The sequence below is a fragment of the Bradyrhizobium sp. i1.15.2 genome (genome assembly GCF_040548425.1).
Classification (GTDB): Bacteria; Pseudomonadota; Alphaproteobacteria; order Rhizobiales; family Xanthobacteraceae; genus Bradyrhizobium; species Bradyrhizobium canariense.
Map to the genome: position 1 here is coordinate 75995 of NZ_JBEPRQ010000026.1, position 23502 is coordinate 99496.

Consider the following 23502-nt stretch of genomic DNA (forward strand, 5'->3'; position numbering starts at 1 on the left):
CAACCGGGTGGGCCGTTGCCGCTGCTGAGTCGGGATTTCCCTGCAGATTCGGTGTTCCGGTCCGGCATGTCGACTGGAAGACCATGAAGCTGCGTGACCTCCTAGGCAATGACGCCGCAATCGAGCCCGCCATCGCGGCCCTCGATGTGACCGGCGTTGCCCTCGACAGCCGCGCGGTCAAGCGGGGTGATCTCTTCTTCGCACTTGCGGGCAGCAAGACCGACGGTGCGCGCTTCGTCGATGCCGCGATTGCCGCAGGCGCGGTGGCGGTTGTCGGCGACCATGTGCCTGATGGCTGCAAGGTGCCGTTCATCACAGTCGCCAATCCGCGCCGCGCGCTGGCGCTCGCCGCGGCAAGATTTTTTCCCGCGCAACCCGCCACCATTGCGGCGGTGACCGGCACCAGCGGCAAGACCTCGGTCGCCGCATTCACCCGGCAGATCTGGGAGCGGCTCGGGCACGCCTCCGCCAGCATCGGAACCATCGGCCTAGTCTCGCCCAAACGTACAGTCTACGGCTCGCTGACGACGCCCGATCCGATCGCGCTGCACCGGCAGTTGGACGAGATCGCGCGCGAGGGCGTCACGCATCTCGCCTTCGAGGCCTCCTCGCACGGGCTCGATCAATATCGCCTCGACGGCGTGCGCGTATCGGCGGGCGGCTTTACCAATCTCTCGCGCGACCACATGGATTACCATCCGACCGTCGCGCATTATCTTGCGGCCAAGCTCAGGCTGTTCCGCGAACTTGTTCCGCCGGGAGGCGCGGCCGTGATCTCCGCCGATCATGATTGCTCGGCCGAGGCGATCAGCGCTGCGAATTCGCGCGGCTTGCGCGTGATGGCGGTCGGTCGCAAGGGCGACGGGGCAGGCGAGGGCATTCGTCTCGCCGGTGCGGAGGTCGAAGGGTTTTCGCAAGTGCTCGCGCTCGAACATCGCGGCAAGCAATATGCGATCCGGCTGCCGCTGGTCGGCGAATTCCAGATCGAGAATGCGCTGGTGTCGGCCGGTCTCGCCATCGGCACCGGCAGCGACGCCGCAAATGTGTTTGCGAGCCTCGAACACCTCGAAGGCGCCAAGGGGCGGCTCGAGCGCGTCGGCGAGCGCAACGGCGCGCCGATCTTCGTCGACTACGCGCACAAGCCCGATGCGCTGGCGAAGGCGCTGCAGGCGCTGCGTCCCTACGCGAAGCGCAGGTTGGTCGTCGTGTTCGGTGCCGGCGGCGACCGCGATGCCGGCAAGCGTCCGATCATGGGCGAGATCGCGGCCGGCAACGCCGACGGCATCATCATCACCGACGACAATCCGCGCAGCGAGAAGCCGGAGTCGATCCGCGCCGAAATCCTCGCCGCCGCCAGGGGCGCGCGCGAAATCGGCGACCGGGCCGTTGCGATCCGCACGGCGATCGAGGAATTGGAAGATGGCGATGCGCTGCTCATCGCCGGCAAGGGCCACGAGACCGGGCAGATCGTCGGCGGAGAGGTTTTGCCCTTCAGTGATCACGAGGCGGTCGCCGCCGCATTAGCGTCGAGGATTGCATGAGCGCGCCCATATGGACGGTGGCCGAAGTGGCGCGCGCGCTGGGCGCCGCCGGATCGTTCCCGGACACGCCGATCGACTTCGTCACCCAGGACAGCCGGCTGGTGAAACCGGGCAGCCTGTTCGTCGCGCTGAGCGGCACGCCGAGCGGCGGCTTCATCTCAGCCTTCGCCAGCGCGCGTGACGGCTGGGAGTTCGCGGAAAAGGCGGAAACTTCCGGCGCAGTCGCGATGATCGTGCCGCACGAGATCGCGGGCGTCCGCGTTCCCCAGATCGTCGTCAAGGACACGCTGATCGACGGCCTCTGGGGTCTTGCCCGCGCGGCACGTGCGCGCTTCAACGGACCGGTGATCGGGCTCACCGGCAGCGCAGGCAAGACCAGCACCAAGGAATTCCTCGCGGCCTACCCCAATGCCTATGCCAGCCCGTCGAGCTTCAACAATTTCTGGGGCGTGCCGCTGACGCTATGCAATGCGCGGCCCGATGCCAGTCTCTGGGTCGTCGAGATGGGCATGAACCAGGCCGGCGAAATCGCGCGGCTCAGCGAACTGACGCGGCCGACAGTCGCGCTCGTCGTCAACGTCCAGCCGGTGCATCTGGAGAAGCTCGGCTCGCTCGAAGCCATCCGTCGCGAGAAGGTGTCGATTGCACTCGGTCTGCCCGCGGAAGGCGTGCTGGTGCTGCCCGCCGGGATCAAGGCGCCGGACTGGAAGGGCAAGGTCATACGCTTCGGCGACAAAGCCGAGGTGCACGAGGTCGCGCACGCGCCGCATGGCGACAGCTGGCAGGTCGTGGCCGCGCTCGGCAAGAAAGAGATCGCGTTCAGCCTGACGCCGGGCGCGCCGCACCGCGTGCAGAATGCGCTCGCCGCGCTCGCATCGATCCGTGCGGCGAATCTCGATGCGGCGACGCTTGCGATCAAGCTCGACCGGGTCGGCATCATGACCGGCCGTGGCGTCGAGCAGGCGGTCGGCGGTATCACCGTGATCGACGACAGCTTCAACGGCAATCCGGCCAGCGTGGCTGCCGCGCTGCAAAGCCTTCAAGCGCGCAACACGACCGGCGGCCGCCGCATTGCGGTACTCGGCGACATGCTGGAGCTGGGCGATGGCGCGCCCGGCTATCACACCGGCCTCGCCAAGCATCTCGACGGCATCGACGGCGTCTATTGCGTCGGACCCCTGATGCGTCACCTGTTCGAGGTGCTTCCAGCAGGCAAGGGTCTCGGCTGGCACGACGACCCCGTCACGCTGAAGCCGGGCGAGGTCGCAAATCTGCTGAGGGCAGGCGATGTCGTGGTTGTCAAGGGCAGCAAGAAGATGTTCTGGGTCAACAAGTTTGTGCCGGGCCTAGTGGCCGCCTTGCAGGCAAGGGCGTAAACTGCTTGGAAGGCGCTGTTCCCGAATCCCACCCTTTCCGGCGCGAAGCCGTTCGTTTTCTTTAGAGGTCGCCCGACCCATGATGAAGACCAGCGAATGCGCGTGAGGCAGGTTGATAAGGCCAAGATCAAGGCGCGTGCAAAGGCGCCATAGGACCGTCTGAATGTTTTACTGGCTGATCGAGCTCTCCAACACATTTCCGGGCTTCGGTGCCGTTCGCACCTTCCTGAACGTCTTCCGCTACATCACCTTCCGCACCGGCGGCGCCGTCGTCACCGGCGCGCTGTTCGTGTTCCTGTTCGGCCCCTGGATCATCGACCATCTGCGCATCCGGCAAGGCAAGGGCCAGCCGATCCGGGCCGATGGTCCGCAATCGCATCTCGCCAAGAAAGGCACGCCCACCATGGGCGGGCTGATGATCCTGTCCGGCCTCACGGTCGGCACGGTGCTGTGGGCCAATCCGCTCAACCCTTATGTCTGGATCGTACTGGCGGTGACGCTCGGTTTCGGCTTCGTCGGCTTCTATGACGATTATCTCAAGGTGACCAAGCAGACCACGACCGGCTTCGGCAGCAAGCTTCGCCTGCTGATCGAGGCGGCAATCGCGCTGGTTGCCTGCTACGCGCTGGTGCGGCTGAACCGCGATCCGGCGTCGACCGCGCTGACGATTCCTTTCCTCAAGGACACCGTGCTGCATTTCGGCTGGTTCTTCGTCGTGTTCGGCGCCTTCGTGATCGTCGGCGCCGGCAACGCGGTGAACCTCACCGATGGTCTCGACGGCCTCGCCATCGTGCCCGTGATGATCGCGACCGCGAGCTTTGCGATGATCGCCTATCTCGCCGGCAACGCGGTGTTCGCCGATTATCTCCAGATCAAATATGTCGCAGGCACCGGCGAACTCGCCGTGCTCTGCGGCGCGCTGCTGGGCGCGGGCCTCGGCTTCCTCTGGTTCAACGCGCCGCCGGCCTCGATCTTCATGGGCGACACCGGCTCGCTCGCGCTCGGCGGCATGCTGGGTGCGATCGCGGTGGCGGTGAAGCACGAGATCGTGCTCGCGGTGATCGGTGGCCTGTTCGTGCTGGAGGCGGTCTCCGTCATCGTGCAGGTGGTGTCGTTCAAGATGACGGGAAAGCGCATCTTCCGGATGGCGCCGATTCATCACCATTTCGAGCAGCTCGGCTGGACCGAGCCGCAGATCGTGATCCGTTTCTGGATCATCTCCGTGATGCTGGCGCTCGCCGGCCTGTCCACGCTGAAGCTGCGGTGAGCCCTCGATGATCCCGGTCACGTCCTTTGCCGGCAAGACGGTCGCGGTGTTCGGCCTCGGCGGCTCGGGGCTCGCCTCCTGTTACGCCTTGAAAGCGGGTGGCGCCGAGGTGATCGCCGCCGATGACAATGCCGAGAACGTCGCCAAGGCCGCGCAAGCGGGCTTCATCACGGCGGATCTACGCAACGTCTCCTGGGCGAATTTCGCGGCGCTGGTGCTCGCGCCCGGCGTTCCCCTGACCCACCCGGTGCCGCATTGGAGCGTGCTGAAGGCGCGCGAGGCCGCTATCGAGGTGATCGGCGACATCGAGTTGTTCTGCCGCGAGCGGCGCCGCCACGCGCCGGATGCGCCGTTCGTCGCCATCACCGGCACCAATGGTAAATCGACCACGACGGCTTTGATCGCGCACCTGACCAAAGTGGCCGGCTATGACACCCAGATGGGCGGCAATATCGGCACCGCGATCCTGTCGCTGGAGCCGCCGGGCATGGGCCGCGTCCACGTCATCGAGATGTCGTCCTACCAGATCGACCTCACGCCCTCGCTCGATCCCTCCGTCGGCATTCTGCTCAATGTCAGCGAGGACCACATCGATCGCCACGGCACCATCGCGCATTACGCTGCGGTGAAGGAACGCCTCGTTGCCGGTGTGCAGGCCGGCGGCACCGCGATCGTCGGCGTCGACGACGGTTTTTGCCGCGATATCGCCGACCGGCTCGATCGCACCGGCAAGAACATCGTGCGCATCTCGGTCAGGAATCCGCTGGCCAGCGGCATCCATGTCGAGCATGGCAATATCGTGCGGACCTCCGGTGGTGCCCGCAGCGAAGTCGCCAAGCTCGGCGGCATCGGTTCTCTGCGCGGTCTGCACAATGCTCAGAACGCGGCGTGTGCGGCCGCCGCCGCGCTCGCGATGGGCATCAGCCTCGATGTCTTGCAGAACGGCCTGCGCAGCTTTCCGGGCCTTGCACATCGCATGGAGCAGGTCGGCCGCCGCGGCAACGTGCTGTTCGTCAACGACTCCAAGGGCACCAATGCGGACGCCACAGCGCATGCGCTGTCGTCCTTCGCCGACATTTTCTGGATCGCCGGCGGTAAGCCGAAGGCCGGCGGCATCACGGGCCTCACCGGCTACTTCCCGCGCATCCGCAAAGCCTACCTGATCGGCGAGGCCGCGGAGGAGTTTGCCGGCACGCTCGGCACCCAAGTGCCGCACGAGATCAGCCAGACCCTCGATGTGGCGGTCGAGCAAGCCGCACGCGATGCGGAGGCGTCGGGCATCGCTGACGCGGTCGTCCTGCTGTCACCCGCCTGCGCCTCCTTCGACCAGTATCGCAATTTCGAGATCCGCGGCACCAAGTTCCGCGAGCTGGTGCAGGCGCTGCCTGGCGTGAAGCCGGTGGTGTGACGGTTTATAACCCGACGCGCTGAGAGGGTGATGAGGTGACGATGCAGGTTGCCACAATTTGTTTTCCTGATCGCGATTCCGGAGATGACGCCGTCGTAGTGGTACGCACTGCTGGCGAGGTCGCCGGCCTCGCGCTGTCCCTCAGAAAGAACGGAGACATTGAGGTCTTCTTCGGTGCGCAAGAGCTCGACCAGCTCATCGAAGCGCTGGAGAGGACTCGCAGTTTGCTTTCGGATAGGAAGTCGCCGGTATGATGACCTTCGTGTCCCGGACGCGGTGCGGCACGAAGTGACGCTCCGCAGAGCCGGGACCCAGAAGCCTGCTGGGCCCCGGCTCAGCAGCGCACCGCAAGGGCGTTGCGCTGCGTCCGGGGCACGACTCCCGAAAACTTCATCGATTCCCTTAACCACCCGGTAACCAACCTCGGCGACCAATGGACCGACCTCTGTCCGAAAGCGGCCGCCATGCTCTCCCGTGAAGAACGCACCCCCTTTTCCGAGTGGTGGTGGACCGTCGACAAGCCGCTGATGGGTGCCATCCTGGCGCTGATGCTGACCGGCGTGATCCTGTCGCTGGCGGCGAGCCCGCCGGTCGCGACCCGCATCGGGCTCGATCCCTTCCATTTCTTCAGCCGTCACGTGCTGTTCCTGGTGCCTTCCTGCATCGTGCTGCTCGGGGTCTCCTTCCTGTCGCCGCGCGCGATCCGCCGCAGCGCGCTGATCATCTTTGCGGCCAGCATCATCCTGATCGTGCTGACGCTCGCGATCGGTCCCGAGGTGAAGGGCTCGCGGCGCTGGATCACGCTGATCGGCGTCAACATCCAGGCCTCCGAGATCGCAAAACCGTCGTTCGTCGTCATGGCCGCCTGGCTGTTCGCGGAATCCACTCGGCGGCCAGAAATGCCGGCGACCTCGATGGCGCTGGTGCTGCTCTTGATGCTGGTTTCGCTTTTGGTGATGGAGCCGGATTTCGGCCAGACCATGCTGATCCTGATGGTGTGGGGCTCGCTGTTCTTCATCGCGGGCATGCGGATGATCTGGGTGTTCGGGCTCGCCGGCCTCGGCGCCGCCGGACTGTTCAGCGCCTACCTTTTTGTTCCTCACGTCGCCGGCCGCATCAAGCGCTTCATGAATCCGGCCTCGGGCGACACCTTCCAGGTCGATACCGCGATGGAAGCCTTCTACAACGGCGGCTGGTTCGGGCTCGGGCCGGGCGAGGGCATCGCCAAGCGCAGCCTGCCGGACAGCCACACCGACTTCGTGTTCGCGGTTGCCGCCGAAGAGTTCGGCATCATCCTGTGCCTCGCAATGCTGGCACTGTTTGCTTTCGTCGTCATCCGCACGCTGTCGCGCGCCTATGCCAACGAAGACATGTTCTCGCGCTTCGCGGCCTCGGGGCTTGCGATCCTGTTCGGCGTGCAGGCCGCGATCAACATGTCGGTCAATCTCCAGCTCATCCCCGCCAAAGGCATGACGCTGCCCTTCATCTCCTATGGCGGCTCCTCGATCGTGTCGCTGGCCTATGGTGTCGGCATGATGCTGGCGCTGACGCGGCTGCGCCCGCGCACCGAGGTCGAGGCAAGCGGCCACGCCGAGGCGATGCGCAGCTACGCGTGATTGCTCTCGTGTCCCTGACAAGCGAAGCGCAGATCCGGGACCCAGAATGCCGCAGCCATGGGCCCCGGTTCAGCAGCGCACCACGCCGCGAAGGGCGGCGCGCTGCGCTGCGCCCGGGGCACGAGCACCGGCTCGCAATGGCGGGAAAGTCCCTGTAAAACTCCTCTCCATGGACACCTCCCCCCTGATTCTTCTCGCCGCGGGCGGCACCGGCGGCCATCTGTTTCCGGCCGAGGCGCTCGGCGTCGAGCTGATCCGGCGCGGATTCCGTGTCCGCCTCGTCACCGACGAGCGCGCGCTGCGCTACAGTGGGCTGTTCACCAAGGACATGATCGACGTCGTCTCGAGCGAGACTGCGCGTGGACGCAATCCGCTGCAGCTCGCCTATGCCGGCCTGACGCTCGCGGCCGGCACGCTGTCCGCCTACAGCTTGATCAAGCGATTGAAGCCGGTCGCTGTCGTCGGCTTCGGTGGCTATCCGACGCTGCCGCCGCTGGTCGCGGCAAAATTCGCGGGCGTGCCCGGCATCATCCATGACGCCAATGCGGTGCTCGGCCGCGCCAACCGGTTCCTGTCGAGCCGCGTCCGCGCCATCGCCACTTCATTGCCTGGCGTGCTCGATCGCGATCCGGCGCTATCAGGCAAGACCACGACGGTCGGCACGCCGATGCGTCCGGCGATTCTCGCCGCAGCTGGCGTGCCATACGCTGCGCCTGAAGTGAACGGCCCGCTGCGGCTGCTCGTCGTTGGGGGCAGCCAGGGCGCGCGCATCATGGCCGACATCGTTCCGGGCGCGATCGAGCGCCTCGAGCCCGCACTGTGGGGCCGGCTCGTCCTCACCCAGCAGGTGCGTGACGAGGACATGGCGCGCGTGCGTGCGGTCTACGACAGGCTGAAGATCAAGGCCGAGCTTGCGCCGTTTTTCACCGATCTACCGGCACGGCTGGCCTCCAACCATCTGGTGGTGTCGCGCTCAGGCGCGGGCACCGTGGCCGAACTCGCCGCGATCGGGCGGCCCTCGATCCTGGTGCCGCTACCGGGCGCGATCGACCAGGACCAGTTCGCCAATGCCGGCGTGCTGGCCAAAGTCGACGGTGCGATCCGCATTCCGCAGACCGAGTTTTCCTCCGATCGCCTCGCCGCCGAGATCTCCGCCTTCGCCGCCGAGCCCGCGCGCCTTGCCACCATGGCGCAGGCCGCCCGCGGCGCCGGCCGGCTCGATGCGGCTGAGCGGCTGGCCGATCTGGTGGCCAAAATCGCGGGAATCTGACGCGAAAAAGCCCTTGTCTTCGCCTTCTAAAGCGGGGCATCCAGTAGGAAAGGCGCGCGGCTGATTTGCCGTGACCTTCGCCAGATGCCGCCTTCTCCGGCGGCGAGGTCAGGGAATAGAGCATGAGACTGCCGCGCGAGATCGGACCCATCCACTTCGTCGGGATCGGCGGGATCGGCATGAGCGGCATTGCCGAGGTGCTGCTCAATCTCGGCTATTCCGTGCAGGGCTCGGACGCTTCCGACAATTACAATCTCGATCGTCTGCGCAAGAACGGTGCGAGGGTCTCGGTCGGCCACAAGGCGGAGAACGTCGACGGCGCCGAGGTCGTCGTGGTCTCTACCGCGATCAAGCGCGATAATCCGGAACTGACGGCGGCGCGCGAGCGGCGCATCCCTGTGGTGCGCCGCGCCGAGATGCTGGCCGAGCTGATGCGGCTGAAGAGCTGCGTTGCCATCGCCGGCACCCACGGCAAGACCACCACGACCACGATGGTCGCGACGTTGCTCGACGCCGGCGGCCTTGATCCCACCGTGATCAATGGCGGCATCATCAACGCCTACGGCTCCAACGCACGTCTCGGTGCGGGCGACTGGATGGTAGTCGAAGCCGACGAGAGCGACGGCACGTTCCTGAAGCTGCCGACCGAGGTCGCGATCGTCACCAATGTCGATCCCGAGCATCTCGATCACTTCAAGACCTTCGAGGCGGTGCAGGACGCGTTCCGGCATTTCGTCGAGAACCTGCCGTTCTACGGCTTTGCCGTGATGTGCATCGATCATCCCGTGGTGCAGACTCTCGTCGGCAAGATCGAGGATCGGCGCATCATCAGCTATGGCGAGAATCCGCAGGCCGATGTGCGCTTCGTCGACCTCACCCCGATGGGCGGCGGATCGAAGTTCAAGGTTGCCTTCCGCGATCGCAAGACGGGCGCCGTGCACGAGATCTCCGATCTCATGCTGCCGATGCCGGGACGCCACAACGCCTCCAACGCGACGGCCGCGATTGCGGTCGCGCGCGAGCTCGGCGTGTCGGACGAGGCAATCCGCAAGGCGATCGCCGGCTTCGGCGGCGTCAAGCGCCGCTTCACCAAGACCGGAGAATGGAACGGCGTCACCGTCATCGACGATTACGGCCATCATCCGGTCGAGATCGCGGCGGTGCTGAAGGCGGCGCGGGAATCCACCAACGGCAAGATCGTCGCCGTCGTGCAGCCGCATCGCTATACCCGCCTGCAGTCGCTGTTCGAGGAATTCTGCACCTGTTTCAACGACGCGGATGTGGTGATCGTCGCCGAGGTCTATGCCGCAGGCGAGACGCCGATCGAGGGCATCGATCGCGACCATTTCGCCGCGGGCCTGCGCGCCCACGGCCACCGCGAGGTGATCCCGCTACCGGCGGCGTCCGATCTCGCCGGCATCGTCAAGGGCGTAGCGAAATCGGGCGATCTCGTGGTGTGCCTTGGCGCCGGCAACATCACGCAATGGGCCTATGCCTTGCCCGGCGAGTTGAAGGCGCTGGAATGATGATGCTGAGGGGCCCGCAGTCAGCCGCACGGCAAGCTGCGCTCCCTCCCCCCTTGTGGGGGAGGGCGGGGGAGAGGGGTGGCCGCGAACTCCGATCTCGCTTGGGGCTACCCCCCTCCCTGACCCTCCCCCACAAGGGGGGAGGGAACGGAAGAAGTGTGCGCTCCTCACCCGCAGTGAGCATGCTCGCATGAGCTTCCCCGACATCACACCCGACCTCAAAGCCGCGATGCCCGATCTTCGCGGCCGGCTGCTGGCGAACCAGTCGCTCGCCGAGCTCACCTGGTTTCGCGTCGGCGGCCCGGCGCAGGTGCTGTTCACGCCGGCGGACGAGGACGACCTCGCTTATTTCCTCGCGCATCTCGCAAGCGACATTCCCGTCTACGTCGTCGGCGTCGGCTCCAACCTGATCGTGCGCGACGGCGGCATTGCGGGCGTGGTGATCCGGCTGGCGCCGCGCGCCTTCGGCGAGGCGAGCGCTAGCGGCGATGTCGTCACTGCGGGCGCGGCCGCGCTCGACAAGCGCGTGGCGGAAGTCGCCGCGTCGGCCAATATCGGTGGGCTCGAATTCTACTTCGGCATTCCCGGCACGATCGGCGGCGCGTTGCGCATGAATGCGGGCGCCAATGGCGGCGAGACCAGGGACGTGTTGATCGAGGCGCGAGGCGTCGGGCGCGACGGCACCAAGCACGTCTTCTCCAATGCCGACATGAAGTTCGTCTACCGCAACAGCGGCGTCGATCCCTCCATCATCTTCACCTCCGCGCGTTTCCGCGGCGAGATCAGGGATGCCGACGCGATCCGCGCACGCATGGCGGAAGTGCAAACCCATCGCGAGACCGCGCAGCCGATCCGCGAAAAGACCGGCGGCTCGACCTTCAAGAATCCGCCCGGCCATTCCGCCTGGAAGCTGGTCGATGCTGCCGGCTGCCGCGGCCTGCGCGTCGGCGGTGCCGAGGTCTCCGAGATGCATTGCAATTTCCTGATCAACACGGGTGACGCCACCGCGCACGACATCGAGACGCTGGGCGAGACCGTGCGTGAACGGGTGAAGGCAAATTCCGGAATTGAGCTACACTGGGAAATCAAGCGGATCGGAATTCCCGCGTGAGTGTCATTCCGGGGCTCGCGAAGCGAGAGCCCGGAATCTCGAGATTCCGGGTTCGATGCTTCGCATCGCCCCCGGAATGACGAACACAGACAGGTGACGGACCAAAGAACATGCGCATCACCATCCTTTTCGGCGGCTCCAATCGCGAACGTCTGGTTTCGGTCGCCTCAGCCCAGGCGCTGCATCAGGCGCTGCCCGAGGCCGATCTCTGGTGGTGGGATGTGGAGGACAAGGTGCATGTCGTGCAGTCCAGACAGCTGCTCGAACATGCCCGCCCATTCGAGGACGAGTTCAAGCCGGGCACGTCAGGCATTCCGTTGCAGCAGGCGCTCGACCAGGCCAGGGCGGAGAACCGCGTGCTGGTGCTCGGCCTGCACGGCGGGCGCGCCGAGAACGGCGAATTGCAGGTGATGTGCGAGGCGCGCGGCGTGCCGTTCACCGGATCGGGCTCGGCCTCCTCGCATCTCGCGTTCGACAAGTTCGCGGCCAAACATTTCGCCGCGCTCGGCGGCGTGTCGCCGCCGGCCAACATTGCGCTGGACCAGATCGACGAGGCCTTCGCCGAATACGGCCGGCTGATCGCAAAGCCCGCCAGGGATGGCTCGAGCTACGGCCTGATCTTCGTTAACGCCAGGCAGGATCTCGTCGCCGTCCGCAATGCCGCCAAGCACGAAGAGTACGTGATCGAGCCCTACATCGCTGGCGTCGAGGCGACCTGCGGCGTGCTGGAGCGGCCGGATGGCTCGATCATCTCGCTGCCGCCGATCGAGATCATTCCGGGCGAGGGCAGTTTCGACTACGCGGCGAAATATCTTTTGAAGTCGACCCAGGAGATCTGTCCCGGCCGCTTCGCACCCGAAATCACCGCCGCACTGAAGCAGCAGGCGATGCTGGCGCACCGGGCGATGTCGTGTACCGGCTATTCCCGTTCGGATTTCATCGTCTCGGACAAGGGGCTGATCTATCTCGAAACCAACACGCTGCCCGGGCTGACCAAGTCCTCGCTCTACCCCAAGGCGCTGAAGGCCGAGGGCATCGCGTTCGTCGACTTCCTGCGCGGCCTGGTCGAGCTCGCTGTGGCCGGTGTGCGAAAATAATTAGGACTGGTTAACGGCCGAACCGGCGAAACGGCCGGTTTTGGAACCCAAAACCGGTAAAATGCCGGATATTGCGGCATAAATGCCTCACAGGCCTGGGCAAAAAGCTCACGTCGTTAACGAACTTTACCTTTTGTTTACCAGGACGTCCGAAGGTTAACGCTGGCGGCGTATATGACGCTTTGGCTGCCGGCGCGTGGACCGTTGCGGGTGTTGTCACCTCCGGCGAACGCTCTGAAGGGGAGAGGTTTTCTTCTGCTGAAGACCAGCACCCGGCCCGGCAAGTCCGAGACGTCATGTTCGCCAGGACCCGCGCGATGTCGCGGGCAAACTGTTGACGAGCTCGTGCAATGGATGGAGCAGGAAGCCTCACTCGGTCGCTTTTCAGATCGCTGAGGCCCCAAGCTGACCTGAAGGCGGCCGCTATCGGAGCGGTCGTGCTTCTGCGCGAGTGGGTGCAGGACAAGCGTCTGGAACGAGTTCACGGCGCGCGTGCTGCAGCCGAGGAAAAGATTAAAACCAAAGCCCGGGCCAAAGCCGTCATCGAACGCGAGCCTCCGCCGCGGTTGGTCGCGCTGGTCGAGCGCTATCTGCCGCGCCGGGTCGGGATCAGCATGACGGTGCTGCTCCTGATCGGAAGCTGCGGCTTCGGTATCGTCAAAGGCGGCCATCTCCAGGATTTCATCACGGCGGTCAACGACACCCGTAACGCGCTGGCCAATTCCGCCGGCTTCCGCATCACCTCCGTCGTGATCAACGGCCGCAAGCAGCTCAGCCAGGACGAGATCCTTGCGATCGGCGGCGTCAGCGGCCGATCCTCGCTGCTGTTCCTCGACGCCGACGCCGTGCGCGACAAGCTCAAGGCCAATCCCTGGATCGCGGATGCGACCGTGCTGAAGCTGTATCCCGGCCAGCTCATGATCGAGCTCACCGAGCGCAAGGCGTTCGCGCTGTGGCAGGAGGCCGGCCGGCTCTCCGTCATCGCCGATGACGGCGCCGTGCTCGAACCCTATGTCTCGCGCCGCTTCCTGTCGCTGCCGCTCGTGGTCGGCAAGGGTGCCGAGACGCAGGCTCGCGATTTCCTCGCTTTGCTGGCGCGCTATCCGCAGGTCAATTCCATCACCAAGGCCGCGATCTTCGTCGGGGAGCGGCGCTGGAACCTGAGGCTTAAGGACGGCCTGGACATCCGCCTGCCCGAACAAGACGTCGGCAACGCGCTTGCGACGCTGTCCAGGCTCGACAAGGAGGACAAGCTGTTCTCCCGCGACATCGTCGCGGTCGACCTGCGCCTGCCCGATCGGCTGGTGGTGCAGCTGTCCGAGGACGCCGCCAAGGCGCGCGACGATTTGTTCAAGGACAAGAAGAAGAAAAAGGCCGGGGACGCTGCATGACCGGTCTTGATCGCACCCAGACACCGAAGACACGCCCGATGCCGCACAAGCGCGGCGGCCTCGTCGCCTGCCTCGACATCGGCACCAGCAAAATCGCCTGCATGATCGCGCGGCTGAAGCCGTCGGCGCCGAGCGAAGCCCTGCGCGACCGGACCCATGCGGTGGAGCTGATCGGCTACAGCCAGATCCAGTCCCGCGGCATGAAGGCCGGCGCCGTGATCGATCTCGGCGAATGCGAGCAGGCGGTGCGACAGGCCGTCGGGCTTGCGGAGAAAATGGCCAAGGTGCGGGTCGAGTCCGTGCTGCTGTCGGTGTCCGGCGGCCGGCTCTCCGGTCAGCTGGTCGAAGCTGCGGCCGACATCCGCGGCGGCGCCGTGACGCCGGCCGATGTCAGCCGGGTCACCTCCACCGGCATGCGCCACGCCACCGGCGAAGGCCGCACCGTGCTGCACGCGCTGCCGATCGGCTACACGCTCGACGGCGTCAAGGGCATCCGCGATCCCCGCGGGATGGTCGCGCATCAGTTCGGCATCGACATGAATGTCGTCACTTGCGACGCCACGGTGGCGCGGAACCTGATGCTGGCGGTGGAACGCTGCCACATCAACGTCGAAGCCATGGCGGCAAGTCCCTATGTGGCAGGCTTGTCGGTGCTGACCGACGACGAGGCCGACCTCGGCGCTGCCGTCGTCGAGATGGGCGCGGGCACCACCACGATCGCGGTCTTTTCCGGCGGCCGCTTCGTGCATGCCGCGGGTTTTGCGGTCGGCGGGCAACACATCACGATGGATCTGGCGCGCGGACTCTCCGCGACCATTGCCGATGCCGAGCGAATCAAGACGTTATACGGGACCGTCATCACCGGCGGATCGGACTCGCGTGAGCTGATGTCTGTACCGACAGCCGGTGACGAGCAGGATCTGCCGCAGATCGTCTCCCGCGCTACCATCGCCAACATCGTCAAGCATCGTGCCGAGGAAGTCTTCGAAATGGTTCGGGACAAGCTGAAGGATTCGCCCTTCGCCTCGGAGCCCAACGGCCGCGTCGTGCTCTCAGGCGGGGCCTCGCAGCTCACCGGTCTCGTTGAGCTCGGAACGCAGATTCTCGGCCGGCCCGTGCGGGTCGGACGTCCGCTCGGTTTCGGCCGGCTGCCCAACGAGGCGAAGAACGCCGCCTTCGCGGTGCCGGCCGGACTGCTCGTCTACCCGCAATATGTTCACCACGAACATGTCGAACCGCGGCATACGCGGCAGCAGGTCAGGACGGGGACCGGCGGGTATTTCGGAAAGGTCGGACGATGGCTACGCGAGGGCTTCTGATGACTCCTTCCCGCAATATTCGATTTTCACCAACTCCCGCGGCCGCCGGCCGGGGCGAACCCACGCGCGCGTGATCGAGAGGCAAACATGACCATCAGCATCAATGTTCCTGATATTCACGAACTGAAGCCCCGCATCACCGTGTTCGGCGTCGGCGGCGCCGGTGGTAACGCCGTCAACAATATGATCACGGCGGGCCTCCAGGGCGTCGACTTCGTGGTCGCCAACACCGACGCGCAGGCGCTGACGATGTCGAAGGCGCAGCGCATCGTGCAGATGGGCACGGCGGCCACGCAAGGGTTGGGCGCAGGTTCGCAGCCGGTCGTCGGCGCGGCCGCAGCCGAAGAGGTGATGGACGAGCTCCGCGACCATCTCTCGGGCGCCAACATGGTGTTCGTCACCGCCGGCATGGGCGGCGGCACCGGCACCGGTGCGGCTCCCGTGATCGCCAAGATCGCGCGCGAGATGGGCATCCTCACCGTCGGCGTCGTGACCAAGCCCTTCCACTTCGAGGGCGGCCGCCGCATGCGCACCGCGGAAGCGGGCATCAACGAGCTGCACAAGGTCGTCGATACGCTGCTGATCATCCCGAACCAGAACCTGTTCCGGGTCGCCAACGAGAAGACCACCTTCGCCGACGCCTTCGCGATGGCCGACCAGGTGCTCTATTCGGGCGTTGCCTGCATCACCGACCTCATGGTGAAGGAAGGCCTGATCAATCTCGACTTCGCCGACGTCCGCGCCGTCATGCGCGAGATGGGCAAGGCGATGATGGGCACGGGCGAAGCCTCCGGCGACAAGCGCGCGCTGACCGCCGCCGAAGCCGCGATCGCCAACCCGCTGATCGACGATAGCTCGATGAAGGGCGCCAAGGGCCTCCTGATCTCCATCACCGGCGGCAAGGATCTCACTTTGTTCGAGGTCGACGAAGCTGCGACCCGCATCCGCGAGGAAGTCGACCAGGACGCCAACATCATCGTCGGCGCCACCTTCGACGAAGCCCTCGACGGCCTGATCCGCGTCTCGGTCGTCGCGACCGGCATCGAACAGGCCGCGATCGCGCGCAACAGCCAGGCCACCAGCGCTCCCGTCGCGAATCCTGCTCCGCAGGCGCAGCAGGCTCCCGCTGCTCCGGCCGCGGCTGCCGAGAGCCGTCTTGCCGATCTGACCGCACGGCTGCGCGCCGACAATCAGCGCATGGCCGAGCGCGCCCAGAAGTTCGAAGCGCAGACCCCGGCCGCCGGAACGGGTCAGTTTGCCGCCGCTCCCACGGCTCCGCGTCCGAACGTAGAGCGCGCTGCGCTTGCCGCCATCGCCGCCGCCGTTGCCGACGTACCGCAGGCTCCCGCGCCGATGCAGACCTATGGCGACGTCACCGTGCGGCCGATCGCGCAGAAGCCCACGCTGTTCCCGGAGCCCGAGCAGGCGCCGATGGCCATGCATGAGCCCATGACGCCGGAAACCTTCATCCCGCCGCAGGCCGAGCGTGCGCCGGTCCGCACACCGCGGATGCCGCGGATCGAGGAACTTCCGATGCCGGCCCAGGCTGAGCTTCGCCAGGCCCGCGGCGAGGTCGAGGAAGAGACCCCGCAGAAGACCCGGCTGTCGCTGCTGCAGCGCCTCGCCAATGTCGGCCTCGGCCGTCGTGACGAGGAGAGCGAAGCGCCGATCGCGGCCCGCACCGCCGGTCCCGCGATGCCGCCGTTGCCCGATCGCCGCCCCCAGAAGACCGTGGCGCAGCAAATCGCTTCCGCCGAGCCGGTGTCCGAGTATGCCCGTCGTCCCGCGCCGCAGGGCCTGGACATGCACGGCCGTCCCGCGCCTGTTGCCCCGGCGCCACAGGGAGACGACCATCTTGATATCCCGGCCTTCCTGCGACGGCAGGCGACCTGAGGATTGTTACAATAAGGCAGACGAAAAAAGGTCCCGGCGGGAAGCTTGCCGGGACCTTTTCTTTTGCCCCGTGCATACCCGGATTGCGTAGCCAAGCAACTGATTTTAAATAATTAATTACATATTCGATGGTTCAGTAAAACTACCGAAAACGGTCCCGAACTCCGGTCCAATTTGGTTAAGCCTTGGCGCTAATACGGCGGGTTTGGGGTAACAATCGGTAAAAAAGCGTGAGTTGGCGCTGTTTGAGGCAGTGACTATGGTTTGCCGTGACTTGGGGATACGGATTCGGAAGCGAGCGGTCTCAGCCGCTCAGTCGGGTTCAGTATAAGTCGCGGTGGTCGTAGTGGGGCGGTTCCTGATGAAATTTAGCCGGCAAACAACGCTTCGTGCGCAAGCCAGTGTGGCAGGCGTCGGCGTTCATTCCGGTCTTCCCGTCACGCTCACGCTTGGACCCGCGCCTGTCGACGCGGGCTTTGTTTTTATCCGCACCGGGCTTGAGGGAAGCGACCGCGAAGTTCAGGCCACCGCCGAGCAGGTGATCGCGACCGATTTCGCCACCGTCCTCGGTGATCGCGACGGTCCGCTGGTTTCCACCGCCGAGCATGTGCTTGCTGCACTGCGGGGCATGGGCGTCGACAACGCAATCATCGAGATCGACGGGCCGGAAGTGCCGATCATGGACGGCAGCGCCGCGGCCTTCGTTGCGGCGATCGACCAGGCCGGCATCGTGACCCAGCCGGCACAGCGCCGCTTCGTTCAGGTTTTGAAGCCGATCTCGGTCAAGATCGGCGACTCCTTCGGCGAGATCCGGCCCTATGCCGACGGGTTCCGCGCCGAGGTCGAGATTAACTTCACGAATCCTGTCATCGGCCAGCAGAGCTACGCCTTCGACCTCAACCCGGAGCGTTTCCGCCGCGAAGTCGGCCGGGCCCGGACTTTCGGTCTGATGTGCGACGTTGCGCGGCTCTGGAGCGCCGGCTATGCGCTCGGCGCCTCCTTCGACAATACCGTCGTGTTCGACGAGGAGCGGCTGCTCAACACCGAAGGCCTGCGCTACGCCGACGAATGCGCCCGCCACAAGGTGCTGGACGTGATTGGTGACCTTGCTCTGGCGGGTCTGCCGCTGCTCGGCGCCTACCGCTCGGTTCGTGGCGGCCACAAGCTCAATCACGCCGTCCTGACCGCGCTGCTCGCCGACCGCACCGCCTGGCGGGTGGTCGAGGGCGAAGCAGCCCGCCGCACCACGCGTCCGGTGGCCGAAACCGGTCGCGGCATCGTCGGTGGCCGGGTCGCCGCGGTCTACGGGCCAGACGTTTCCTAAAAGAGAGACGGATCCTGAAGCGAACGTTTCCTAAAAGAGAGACGGGTCCTGAACAGACCCGTCGCCACAGGCGTTTGGCGGCGGCTTTCCCCGGGAAACTCCTGGTAACGATGATCGGCTAGGATTGCGGCGCGTTCGCCTTAATCCGGGCGGAATGCCTGCCTATCCGGGTTGGTTGAAGATCGTTTTTCGGTTACACCGGCGTGGTCGCACGGCAGGCACCACGGCTATATTTCGCGCCCAGGACGGGGTTCATGGGCTGGCGGACACCGCACCACAGGGCGTCAGGGCAATACTCATGTCGGCACAGCGTATGACGCGCGGATATCGTCAAGTTCCGTCTCGAGAAGTCTCGTCTCGAGTCCGCGGGCTGCTTCAGGTTGTCGCCCTCTTCGTGCTCGCGCTGCCGCTGGCCGGCTGCGGCACCGGCGCGCTTTGGGACAAGTTCACCGCCAAGGACGACACCTTCGTCGAGGAGCCCGCTGACAAGATCTACAATGAGGGCCTGTACCTCATGAACGAGAAGAAGGACATGAAGGCGGCGAACAAAAAGTTCGAAGAGGTCGACCGCCAGCATCCTTATTCCGACTGGGCCCGCAAATCGTTGTTGATGTCGGCCTACGCGTCCTACCAGGGCGGCGATTATGACAGTTGCATCGGCGCCGCCACCCGCTACGTCACGCTGCATCCCGGCAGCCCGGATGCGGCCTACGCGCAATATCTGATTGCCGCCTCGCATTACGACCAGATTCCGGACATCAGCCGCGACCAGACCCGCACCGAGAAGGCGATCGCCTCGCTGGAAGAGGTGGTGCGCAAATATCCGACCTCCGAATATGCGACCTCGGCCAAGGCCAAGATCGAAGGTGCGCGAGACCAGCTCGCCGGCAAGGAAATGAACGTCGGCCGCTATTACGCGCAGAAGCGCGACTACACGGCGGCGATCAACCGCTACAAGGCCGTGGTGACGCAGTACCAGACCACCCGCCATGTCGAGGAGGCGCTGTACCGCCTGACCGAGGCCTATATGGCGATCGGCATCGTCGGCGAGGCCCAGACGGCTGCCGCCGTGCTCGGGCACAATTTTCCTGACAGTCGCTGGTACAAGGACGCCTATAATCTTGTAAAATCAGGCGGTCTCGAACCGAGCGAGAATCAGGGGTCCTGGATTAGCAAGACCTTCAAGAAAATGGGTCTCGGCTAGGAAATAGAGTTCCATGCTGGCGCGTCTGTCGATCCGTGACATCGTCCTGATCGAACGGCTCGATATCGAATTCGCAACCGGCCTCGCGGTTTTGACCGGCGAGACCGGTGCGGGCAAATCCATCCTGCTCGATGCCTTTGCGTTGGCGCTCGGCGGCCGCGGCGATGCCGGCCTCGTGCGCCACGGCGCGGAGCAGGGGCAGGTTACTGCCGTGTTCGATATCCCCAAGAATCACCCTGCAGCGAAGATCCTCGCGGAGAACGGGCTGGAGGATACCGGCGAGATGATTCTCCGCCGGGTCCAGCTCGCCGACGGCCGCACCCGCGCCTTCATCAACGACCAGGCGATCAGCGTGCAGACGCTGAAGGCGGTCGGTGCTGCCCTGGTCGAGATCCACGGCCAGCACGACGAGCGCGCGCTGGTCGATGCCGCCACCCACCGCCGCCTGCTCGACGCCTTCGCCGGTCTCGAAAAGGATGTCTCGGCGGTCGAGGCGCTCTGGGACGCCCGCCGCACCGCCAACACCGCGCTGGAGGAGCATCGCGCCGGCATGGAGCGCGCTGCGCGCGAAGCCGATTACCTCCGTCACGCCTCCGACGAATTGAAGCAGCTCGCGCCCAGGGATGGCGAGGAGACCTCGCTGGCGTCCCGTCGGACCACCATGATGCAGGGCGAGAAGATCGCCTCCGACCTGCGCGAGGCGCAGGAGGCGGTCGGCGGCCACCATTCGCCGGTCGCCTCGCTCTCGGCCGCCGTGCGCCGGCTGGAGCGCCGCGGCGTCAACGCGCCGGCGCTGGTCGAGCCCGCGGTGAGGGCGATCGACATCGCGATCAACGCGCTGGAGGAAGCCGACCAGCATCTGCAGGCGGCGCTTGCCGCGACCGATTTCGATCCCTCAGAGCTCGAACGCATCGAGGAGCGCCTGTTCGCGTTGCGCGCCGCCTCGCGCAAATATTCGACGCCGGTCGACGGGCTCGCCGCGCTTGCCGCCAGATATGCCGCCGATGTCGTTCTGATCGATGCCGGCGCCTCACGGCTGAAGAAGCTGGACCAGGCCGCGATCGAGGCCGATGCGCGCTATGCGGCGGCGGCCAAGAAGCTGTCGATGGCGCGGCAGAAATCCGCGGAGAAGCTCAACAAGGCGGTCAATGCCGAGCTCGCGCCGCTCAAGCTCGAACGCGCCAAGTTCATGACCCAGGTCCAGACCGACGAGGCAGCTCCAGGGCCGCAAGGGTTCGACCGCGTCGAGTTCTGGGTGCAGACCAACCCGGGCACCAAGCCAGGGCCGATGATGAAGGTCGCCTCCGGCGGCGAGCTGTCGCGTTTCCTGCTGGCGCTGAAGGTCGTGCTGTCCGACCGCGGCTCGGCGCCGACTTTGGTGTTCGACGAGATCGACACCGGCGTCGGCGGCGCGGTCGCGGACGCGATCGGCGGACGGCTGGCGCGGCTCGCCGGCAAGGTCCAGGTGATGGCCGTGACGCACGCCCCGCAGGTCGCCGCCCGTGCCGACCAGCATCTGCTGATCTCCAAGGACGCGCTGGACAAGGGCAAGCGCGTCGCCACCCGCGTCAATGCGCTCGCCGCCGACCACCGCCGCGAGGAGATCGCGCGGATGCTCGCCGGCGCCGAGATCACCGCCGAGGCGAGGGCTGCCGCGGACCGGCTGCTCAAGGCGGCGAGCTAGTACGACTCTCATGGCACAAAAGCGAAGCAACTATAATAAAGCCATCGCGCTAAATTACATTGCCGACGATTGGCTTCTCGTTGATCCGCATCTTCGAAAAGCTCAATTGGTCGCCATTCTTAATTCTTTTGAAGACGAGCACTTACATGAAGTCTTTGCCTTTCATCAAAGACTGCATGAGTTGGATGCAGACGAGAAACGGAAGGCACTCATAAGTCTGCCAAAAGCCTTCGAAAAAGAAACTTCGATGATGCTGCGGGCTTACACTGAGGAGATCGAGAGGGCGAAGCACGCCTACTATAACTTGGACAAGCCGATCCTGCTGGACGCAGATTACGATGTCCTAGAGAAGCTGCTTATCAGTACATGGAAGCAACAGAAGCGATGGAAGGAATACTTCGATCGAATAAAGGTCGTTGGAGCGAAGCCCTCTGGGCGCTTTGCGAAGGTGCAGCATGTCGTGCCCATGCTCTCGCTCAGCAATGCCTTCAGCGACGAGGATGTGACGGAATTCGTCGGCCGCGTCCGGCGTTTCCTCAAGCTCGATGACGATGAGATTCCGGCGCTAGTCGCCGAGCCCAAGATCGACGGACTGTCACTGTCGCTGCGCTACCAAGACGGCGAACTGGTTCGTGCCGCGACCCGTGGCGATGGATTCACCGGCGAGGACGTGACCGAGAATGTCCGCACCATCAAGGACGTTCCGCACACGCTGAAGGGCCGACACATCCCCGCGGCCTGCGAACTGCGCGGCGAGGTCTATATACTCAAGAAGGATTTTATCGAGCTGAACAAGAAGCAGGCCGCCGCTGACGATACGGTCTTTGCCAATCCGCGCAATTCGGCGGCAGGTTCGTTGCGCCAGAAGGACGTCTCGGTCACGGCATCGCGGCCATTGAAGTTCTTTGCCTACACTTGGGGCGAGATGAGCGAACGGCCGGCGGAGACGCAGCATGGCATGCTGGAGTGGATGGACAAGGCAGGATTCGTGGTCAATCCGCTGACCCGAGTGTGCAAGAGCGTCGACGACGTCCTAAAGTTCTACAGCAAGATCGGCGAGGACCGCGCCTCGCTTGGCTATGATATCGACGGTGTGGTCTATAAGGTCGATCGGCTTGACTGGCAGGACCGGCTCGGTTTCGTCTCTCGTAGCCCGCGCTGGGCGATCGCCCACAAGTTCGCGGCCGAGCAGGCGACGACGGCTCTCAATGGTATTGATATCCAGGTCGGCCGCACCGGCGCGATGACGCCGGTCGCTCGGCTCGAGCCGGTGACGGTCGGTGGCGTCGTCGTTTCGAATGCTACGCTGCACAACGAGGATTACATAAAGGGGATTGGCAACGACGGTAACCCGCTTCGCGATGGCGTCGATCTCCGCGTCGGCGATACCGTTGTTGTCCAGCGCGCCGGCGATGTCATCCCTCAGGTCGTCGGCGTAGTCATGGACAAGCGGCCGAAGAGCGCCAAACCTTACAAATTTCCAGAGACCTGTCCGGTGTGTGGCAGCCATGCCGTCCGCGAAGAGGGCGAGGCGGTGCGCCGCTGCACCGGCGCGCTGATCTGCCCGGCGCAGGCGGTGGAGCGGCTCAAGCATTTCGTCTCGCGCCTCGCATTCGATATCGACGGGCTTGGCGAGAAGCAGATCCAGGAATTTTATCAGGAGGGCATTGTGATGTCGCCGGTCGACATCTTTACGCTCCGGGAACGCGACAAGCGGTCGGTTAAGAAGTTGATGGAACGTGAAGGCTACGGCGAGACGTCGGTACGCAACTTGTTCGACGCGATCGACGCCCGACGCAATATCGAGTTGCATAGACTGATCTTCGCTCTCGGTATTCGCCACGTCGGCGAGGGCAACGCCAAGCTATTGGCCCGGCACTACGCCACGATCGAAAATTTCCGCGGTGCGATGCTGGCCGCCGCGACAGGCCTTGGCAAGGAAGAGAACAATACGGAGGCGTATCAGGACCTCAACAACATCGGCGGAATTGGCAAAATCGTGGCCGATGCGGTGGTCGAGTTCTTCGCCGAACCCCGTAACGTCAAGGCGCTCGGCGAATTGCTTGGCGAGATCGAGGTGAAGCCCGCCGAACAGCCGCGCAAGAGCTCGCCGGTCTCGGACAAGACGGTCGTGTTCACGGGGTCGCTGACCAAGTTCACCCGCGACGAAGCCAAGGCAATGGCCGAGCGTCTTGGCGCCAAGGTCGCGGGCTCGGTCTCGAAGAAGACCGACTACGTCGTCGCGGGCGAGGACGCCGGCTCCAAGCTCACCAAGGCACGCGAGCATGGCGTCAAGGTGCTGACCGAGGACGAGTGGTTGGCGCTGATCGGGGAATGAGGGCTTCTTTCGTCATTGCGAGCGAAGCGAAGCAATCCAGAATTGAGCCTCCCCTAAATCGGTGGACACCTATAGCTTAGACAGCAAGAGGTGTCAGATGACGAAACGGCAGCGACGTTCTTATTCGGACGAGTACA

General features: G+C 65.0%; 17 protein-coding genes. All 17 read left to right on the forward strand.

Features of this window, described 5'->3' with window-relative positions; all coding sequences use genetic code 11:
• Positions 1–83: 83 nt before the first annotated feature.
• Positions 84–1541: a UDP-N-acetylmuramoyl-L-alanyl-D-glutamate--2,6-diaminopimelate ligase gene (locus ABIB80_RS31815; protein ID WP_007600845.1), complete on the forward strand. Its 1458-nt coding sequence runs from the start codon at positions 84–86 to the stop codon at positions 1539–1541.
• Entirely contained in the window at positions 1538–2917 is a 1380-nt protein-coding gene (locus tag ABIB80_RS31820; RefSeq protein WP_007600846.1) for a UDP-N-acetylmuramoyl-tripeptide--D-alanyl-D-alanine ligase, read from the forward strand. Before ABIB80_RS31815 ends, ABIB80_RS31820 begins: the two co-directional genes overlap by 4 nt.
• 163 nt (positions 2918–3080) lie before the next feature.
• On the forward strand, positions 3081–4184 hold the full coding sequence (mraY, locus tag ABIB80_RS31825) for a phospho-N-acetylmuramoyl-pentapeptide-transferase (RefSeq protein ID WP_007600847.1): 1104 nt from the start codon (positions 3081–3083) through the stop codon (positions 4182–4184).
• Positions 4185–4191: 7 nt separating this feature from the next.
• Positions 4192–5592, forward strand: a complete 1401-nt coding sequence (gene murD / locus ABIB80_RS31830; RefSeq protein WP_007600848.1) for a UDP-N-acetylmuramoyl-L-alanine--D-glutamate ligase — start codon at positions 4192–4194, stop codon at positions 5590–5592.
• Positions 5593–5633: 41 nt separating this feature from the next.
• Positions 5634–5846: a hypothetical protein gene (locus ABIB80_RS31835; RefSeq protein ID WP_007600850.1), complete on the forward strand. Its 213-nt coding sequence runs from the start codon at positions 5634–5636 to the stop codon at positions 5844–5846.
• 210 nt (positions 5847–6056) lie between these two features.
• Entirely contained in the window at positions 6057–7208 is a 1152-nt protein-coding gene (gene ftsW / locus ABIB80_RS31840; RefSeq protein ID WP_035994241.1) for a putative lipid II flippase FtsW, read from the forward strand.
• Between the two features lie 169 nt (positions 7209–7377).
• Entirely contained in the window at positions 7378–8478 is a 1101-nt protein-coding gene (gene murG, locus ABIB80_RS31845) for an undecaprenyldiphospho-muramoylpentapeptide beta-N-acetylglucosaminyltransferase (protein WP_007600853.1), read from the forward strand.
• 122 nt (positions 8479–8600) lie between these two features.
• On the forward strand, positions 8601–10004 hold the full coding sequence (gene murC / locus ABIB80_RS31850) for a UDP-N-acetylmuramate--L-alanine ligase (RefSeq protein ID WP_354128965.1): 1404 nt from the start codon (positions 8601–8603) through the stop codon (positions 10002–10004).
• Between the two features lie 190 nt (positions 10005–10194).
• Entirely contained in the window at positions 10195–11115 is a 921-nt protein-coding gene (gene murB / locus ABIB80_RS31855) for a UDP-N-acetylmuramate dehydrogenase (protein WP_007600855.1), read from the forward strand.
• Positions 11116–11225: 110 nt separating this feature from the next.
• The gene (locus ABIB80_RS31860) at positions 11226–12212 is read left to right on the forward strand and encodes a D-alanine--D-alanine ligase family protein (RefSeq protein WP_007600859.1); all 987 of its coding nucleotides are present in this window, start codon (positions 11226–11228) and stop codon (positions 12210–12212) included.
• Positions 12213–12562: 350 nt separating this feature from the next.
• Positions 12563–13603, forward strand: coding sequence for a cell division protein FtsQ/DivIB (locus tag ABIB80_RS31865; RefSeq protein ID WP_007600861.1), 1041 nt, complete (start codon positions 12563–12565; stop codon positions 13601–13603).
• Complete coding sequence (gene ftsA / locus ABIB80_RS31870) at positions 13600–14922, forward strand: cell division protein FtsA (protein WP_007600863.1); 1323 nt, start codon at positions 13600–13602, stop codon at positions 14920–14922. The genes ABIB80_RS31865 and ftsA overlap by 4 nt, the downstream gene beginning before the upstream one ends.
• Before the next feature lie 87 nt (positions 14923–15009).
• Complete coding sequence (gene ftsZ / locus ABIB80_RS31875; RefSeq protein ID WP_007600865.1) at positions 15010–16815, forward strand: cell division protein FtsZ; 1806 nt, start codon at positions 15010–15012, stop codon at positions 16813–16815.
• Positions 16816–17176: 361 nt separating this feature from the next.
• A complete protein-coding gene (gene lpxC / locus ABIB80_RS31880; RefSeq protein WP_007600866.1) occupies positions 17177–18139 on the forward strand; it encodes a UDP-3-O-acyl-N-acetylglucosamine deacetylase in 963 nt (320 codons plus the stop codon).
• Between the two features lie 298 nt (positions 18140–18437).
• Positions 18438–19343: an outer membrane protein assembly factor BamD gene (locus ABIB80_RS31885; protein WP_007600868.1), complete on the forward strand. Its 906-nt coding sequence runs from the start codon at positions 18438–18440 to the stop codon at positions 19341–19343.
• A gap of 13 nt (positions 19344–19356) precedes the next feature.
• Complete coding sequence (recN, locus tag ABIB80_RS31890) at positions 19357–21027, forward strand: DNA repair protein RecN (RefSeq protein WP_007600870.1); 1671 nt, start codon at positions 19357–19359, stop codon at positions 21025–21027.
• A gap of 247 nt (positions 21028–21274) precedes the next feature.
• Positions 21275–23365 carry an NAD-dependent DNA ligase LigA gene (gene ligA / locus ABIB80_RS31895; RefSeq protein WP_157158651.1) on the forward strand — a complete coding sequence of 697 codons (2091 nt, stop codon included), beginning with the start codon at positions 21275–21277 and terminating at the stop codon, positions 23363–23365.
• Positions 23366–23502: the final 137 nt, after the last annotated feature.

Coding starts and splice junctions, on each gene's coding strand:
- ABIB80_RS31835 (WP_007600850.1), top strand. CDS start 5,634: ATGCAGGTTGCCACAATTTGTTTTCCTGATCGCGATTCCGGAGATGAC.
- murD (WP_007600848.1), top strand. CDS start 4,192: ATGATCCCGGTCACGTCCTTTGCCGGCAAGACGGTCGCGGTGTTCGGC.
- ABIB80_RS31865 (WP_007600861.1), top strand. CDS start 12,563: ATGGATGGAGCAGGAAGCCTCACTCGGTCGCTTTTCAGATCGCTGAGG.
- ftsW (WP_035994241.1), top strand. CDS start 6,057: ATGCTCTCCCGTGAAGAACGCACCCCCTTTTCCGAGTGGTGGTGGACC.
- recN (WP_007600870.1), top strand. CDS start 19,357: ATGCTGGCGCGTCTGTCGATCCGTGACATCGTCCTGATCGAACGGCTC.
- ABIB80_RS31860 (WP_007600859.1), top strand. CDS start 11,226: ATGCGCATCACCATCCTTTTCGGCGGCTCCAATCGCGAACGTCTGGTT.
- murB (WP_007600855.1), top strand. CDS start 10,195: ATGAGCTTCCCCGACATCACACCCGACCTCAAAGCCGCGATGCCCGAT.
- ftsZ (WP_007600865.1), top strand. CDS start 15,010: ATGACCATCAGCATCAATGTTCCTGATATTCACGAACTGAAGCCCCGC.
- ABIB80_RS31820 (WP_007600846.1), top strand. CDS start 1,538: ATGAGCGCGCCCATATGGACGGTGGCCGAAGTGGCGCGCGCGCTGGGC.
- ABIB80_RS31885 (WP_007600868.1), top strand. CDS start 18,438: ATGTCGGCACAGCGTATGACGCGCGGATATCGTCAAGTTCCGTCTCGA.
- murC (WP_354128965.1), top strand. CDS start 8,601: ATGAGACTGCCGCGCGAGATCGGACCCATCCACTTCGTCGGGATCGGC.
- lpxC (WP_007600866.1), top strand. CDS start 17,177: ATGAAATTTAGCCGGCAAACAACGCTTCGTGCGCAAGCCAGTGTGGCA.
- ftsA (WP_007600863.1), top strand. CDS start 13,600: ATGACCGGTCTTGATCGCACCCAGACACCGAAGACACGCCCGATGCCG.
- murG (WP_007600853.1), top strand. CDS start 7,378: ATGGACACCTCCCCCCTGATTCTTCTCGCCGCGGGCGGCACCGGCGGC.
- ligA (WP_157158651.1), top strand. CDS start 21,275: ATGATGCTGCGGGCTTACACTGAGGAGATCGAGAGGGCGAAGCACGCC.
- mraY (WP_007600847.1), top strand. CDS start 3,081: ATGTTTTACTGGCTGATCGAGCTCTCCAACACATTTCCGGGCTTCGGT.
- ABIB80_RS31815 (WP_007600845.1), top strand. CDS start 84: ATGAAGCTGCGTGACCTCCTAGGCAATGACGCCGCAATCGAGCCCGCC.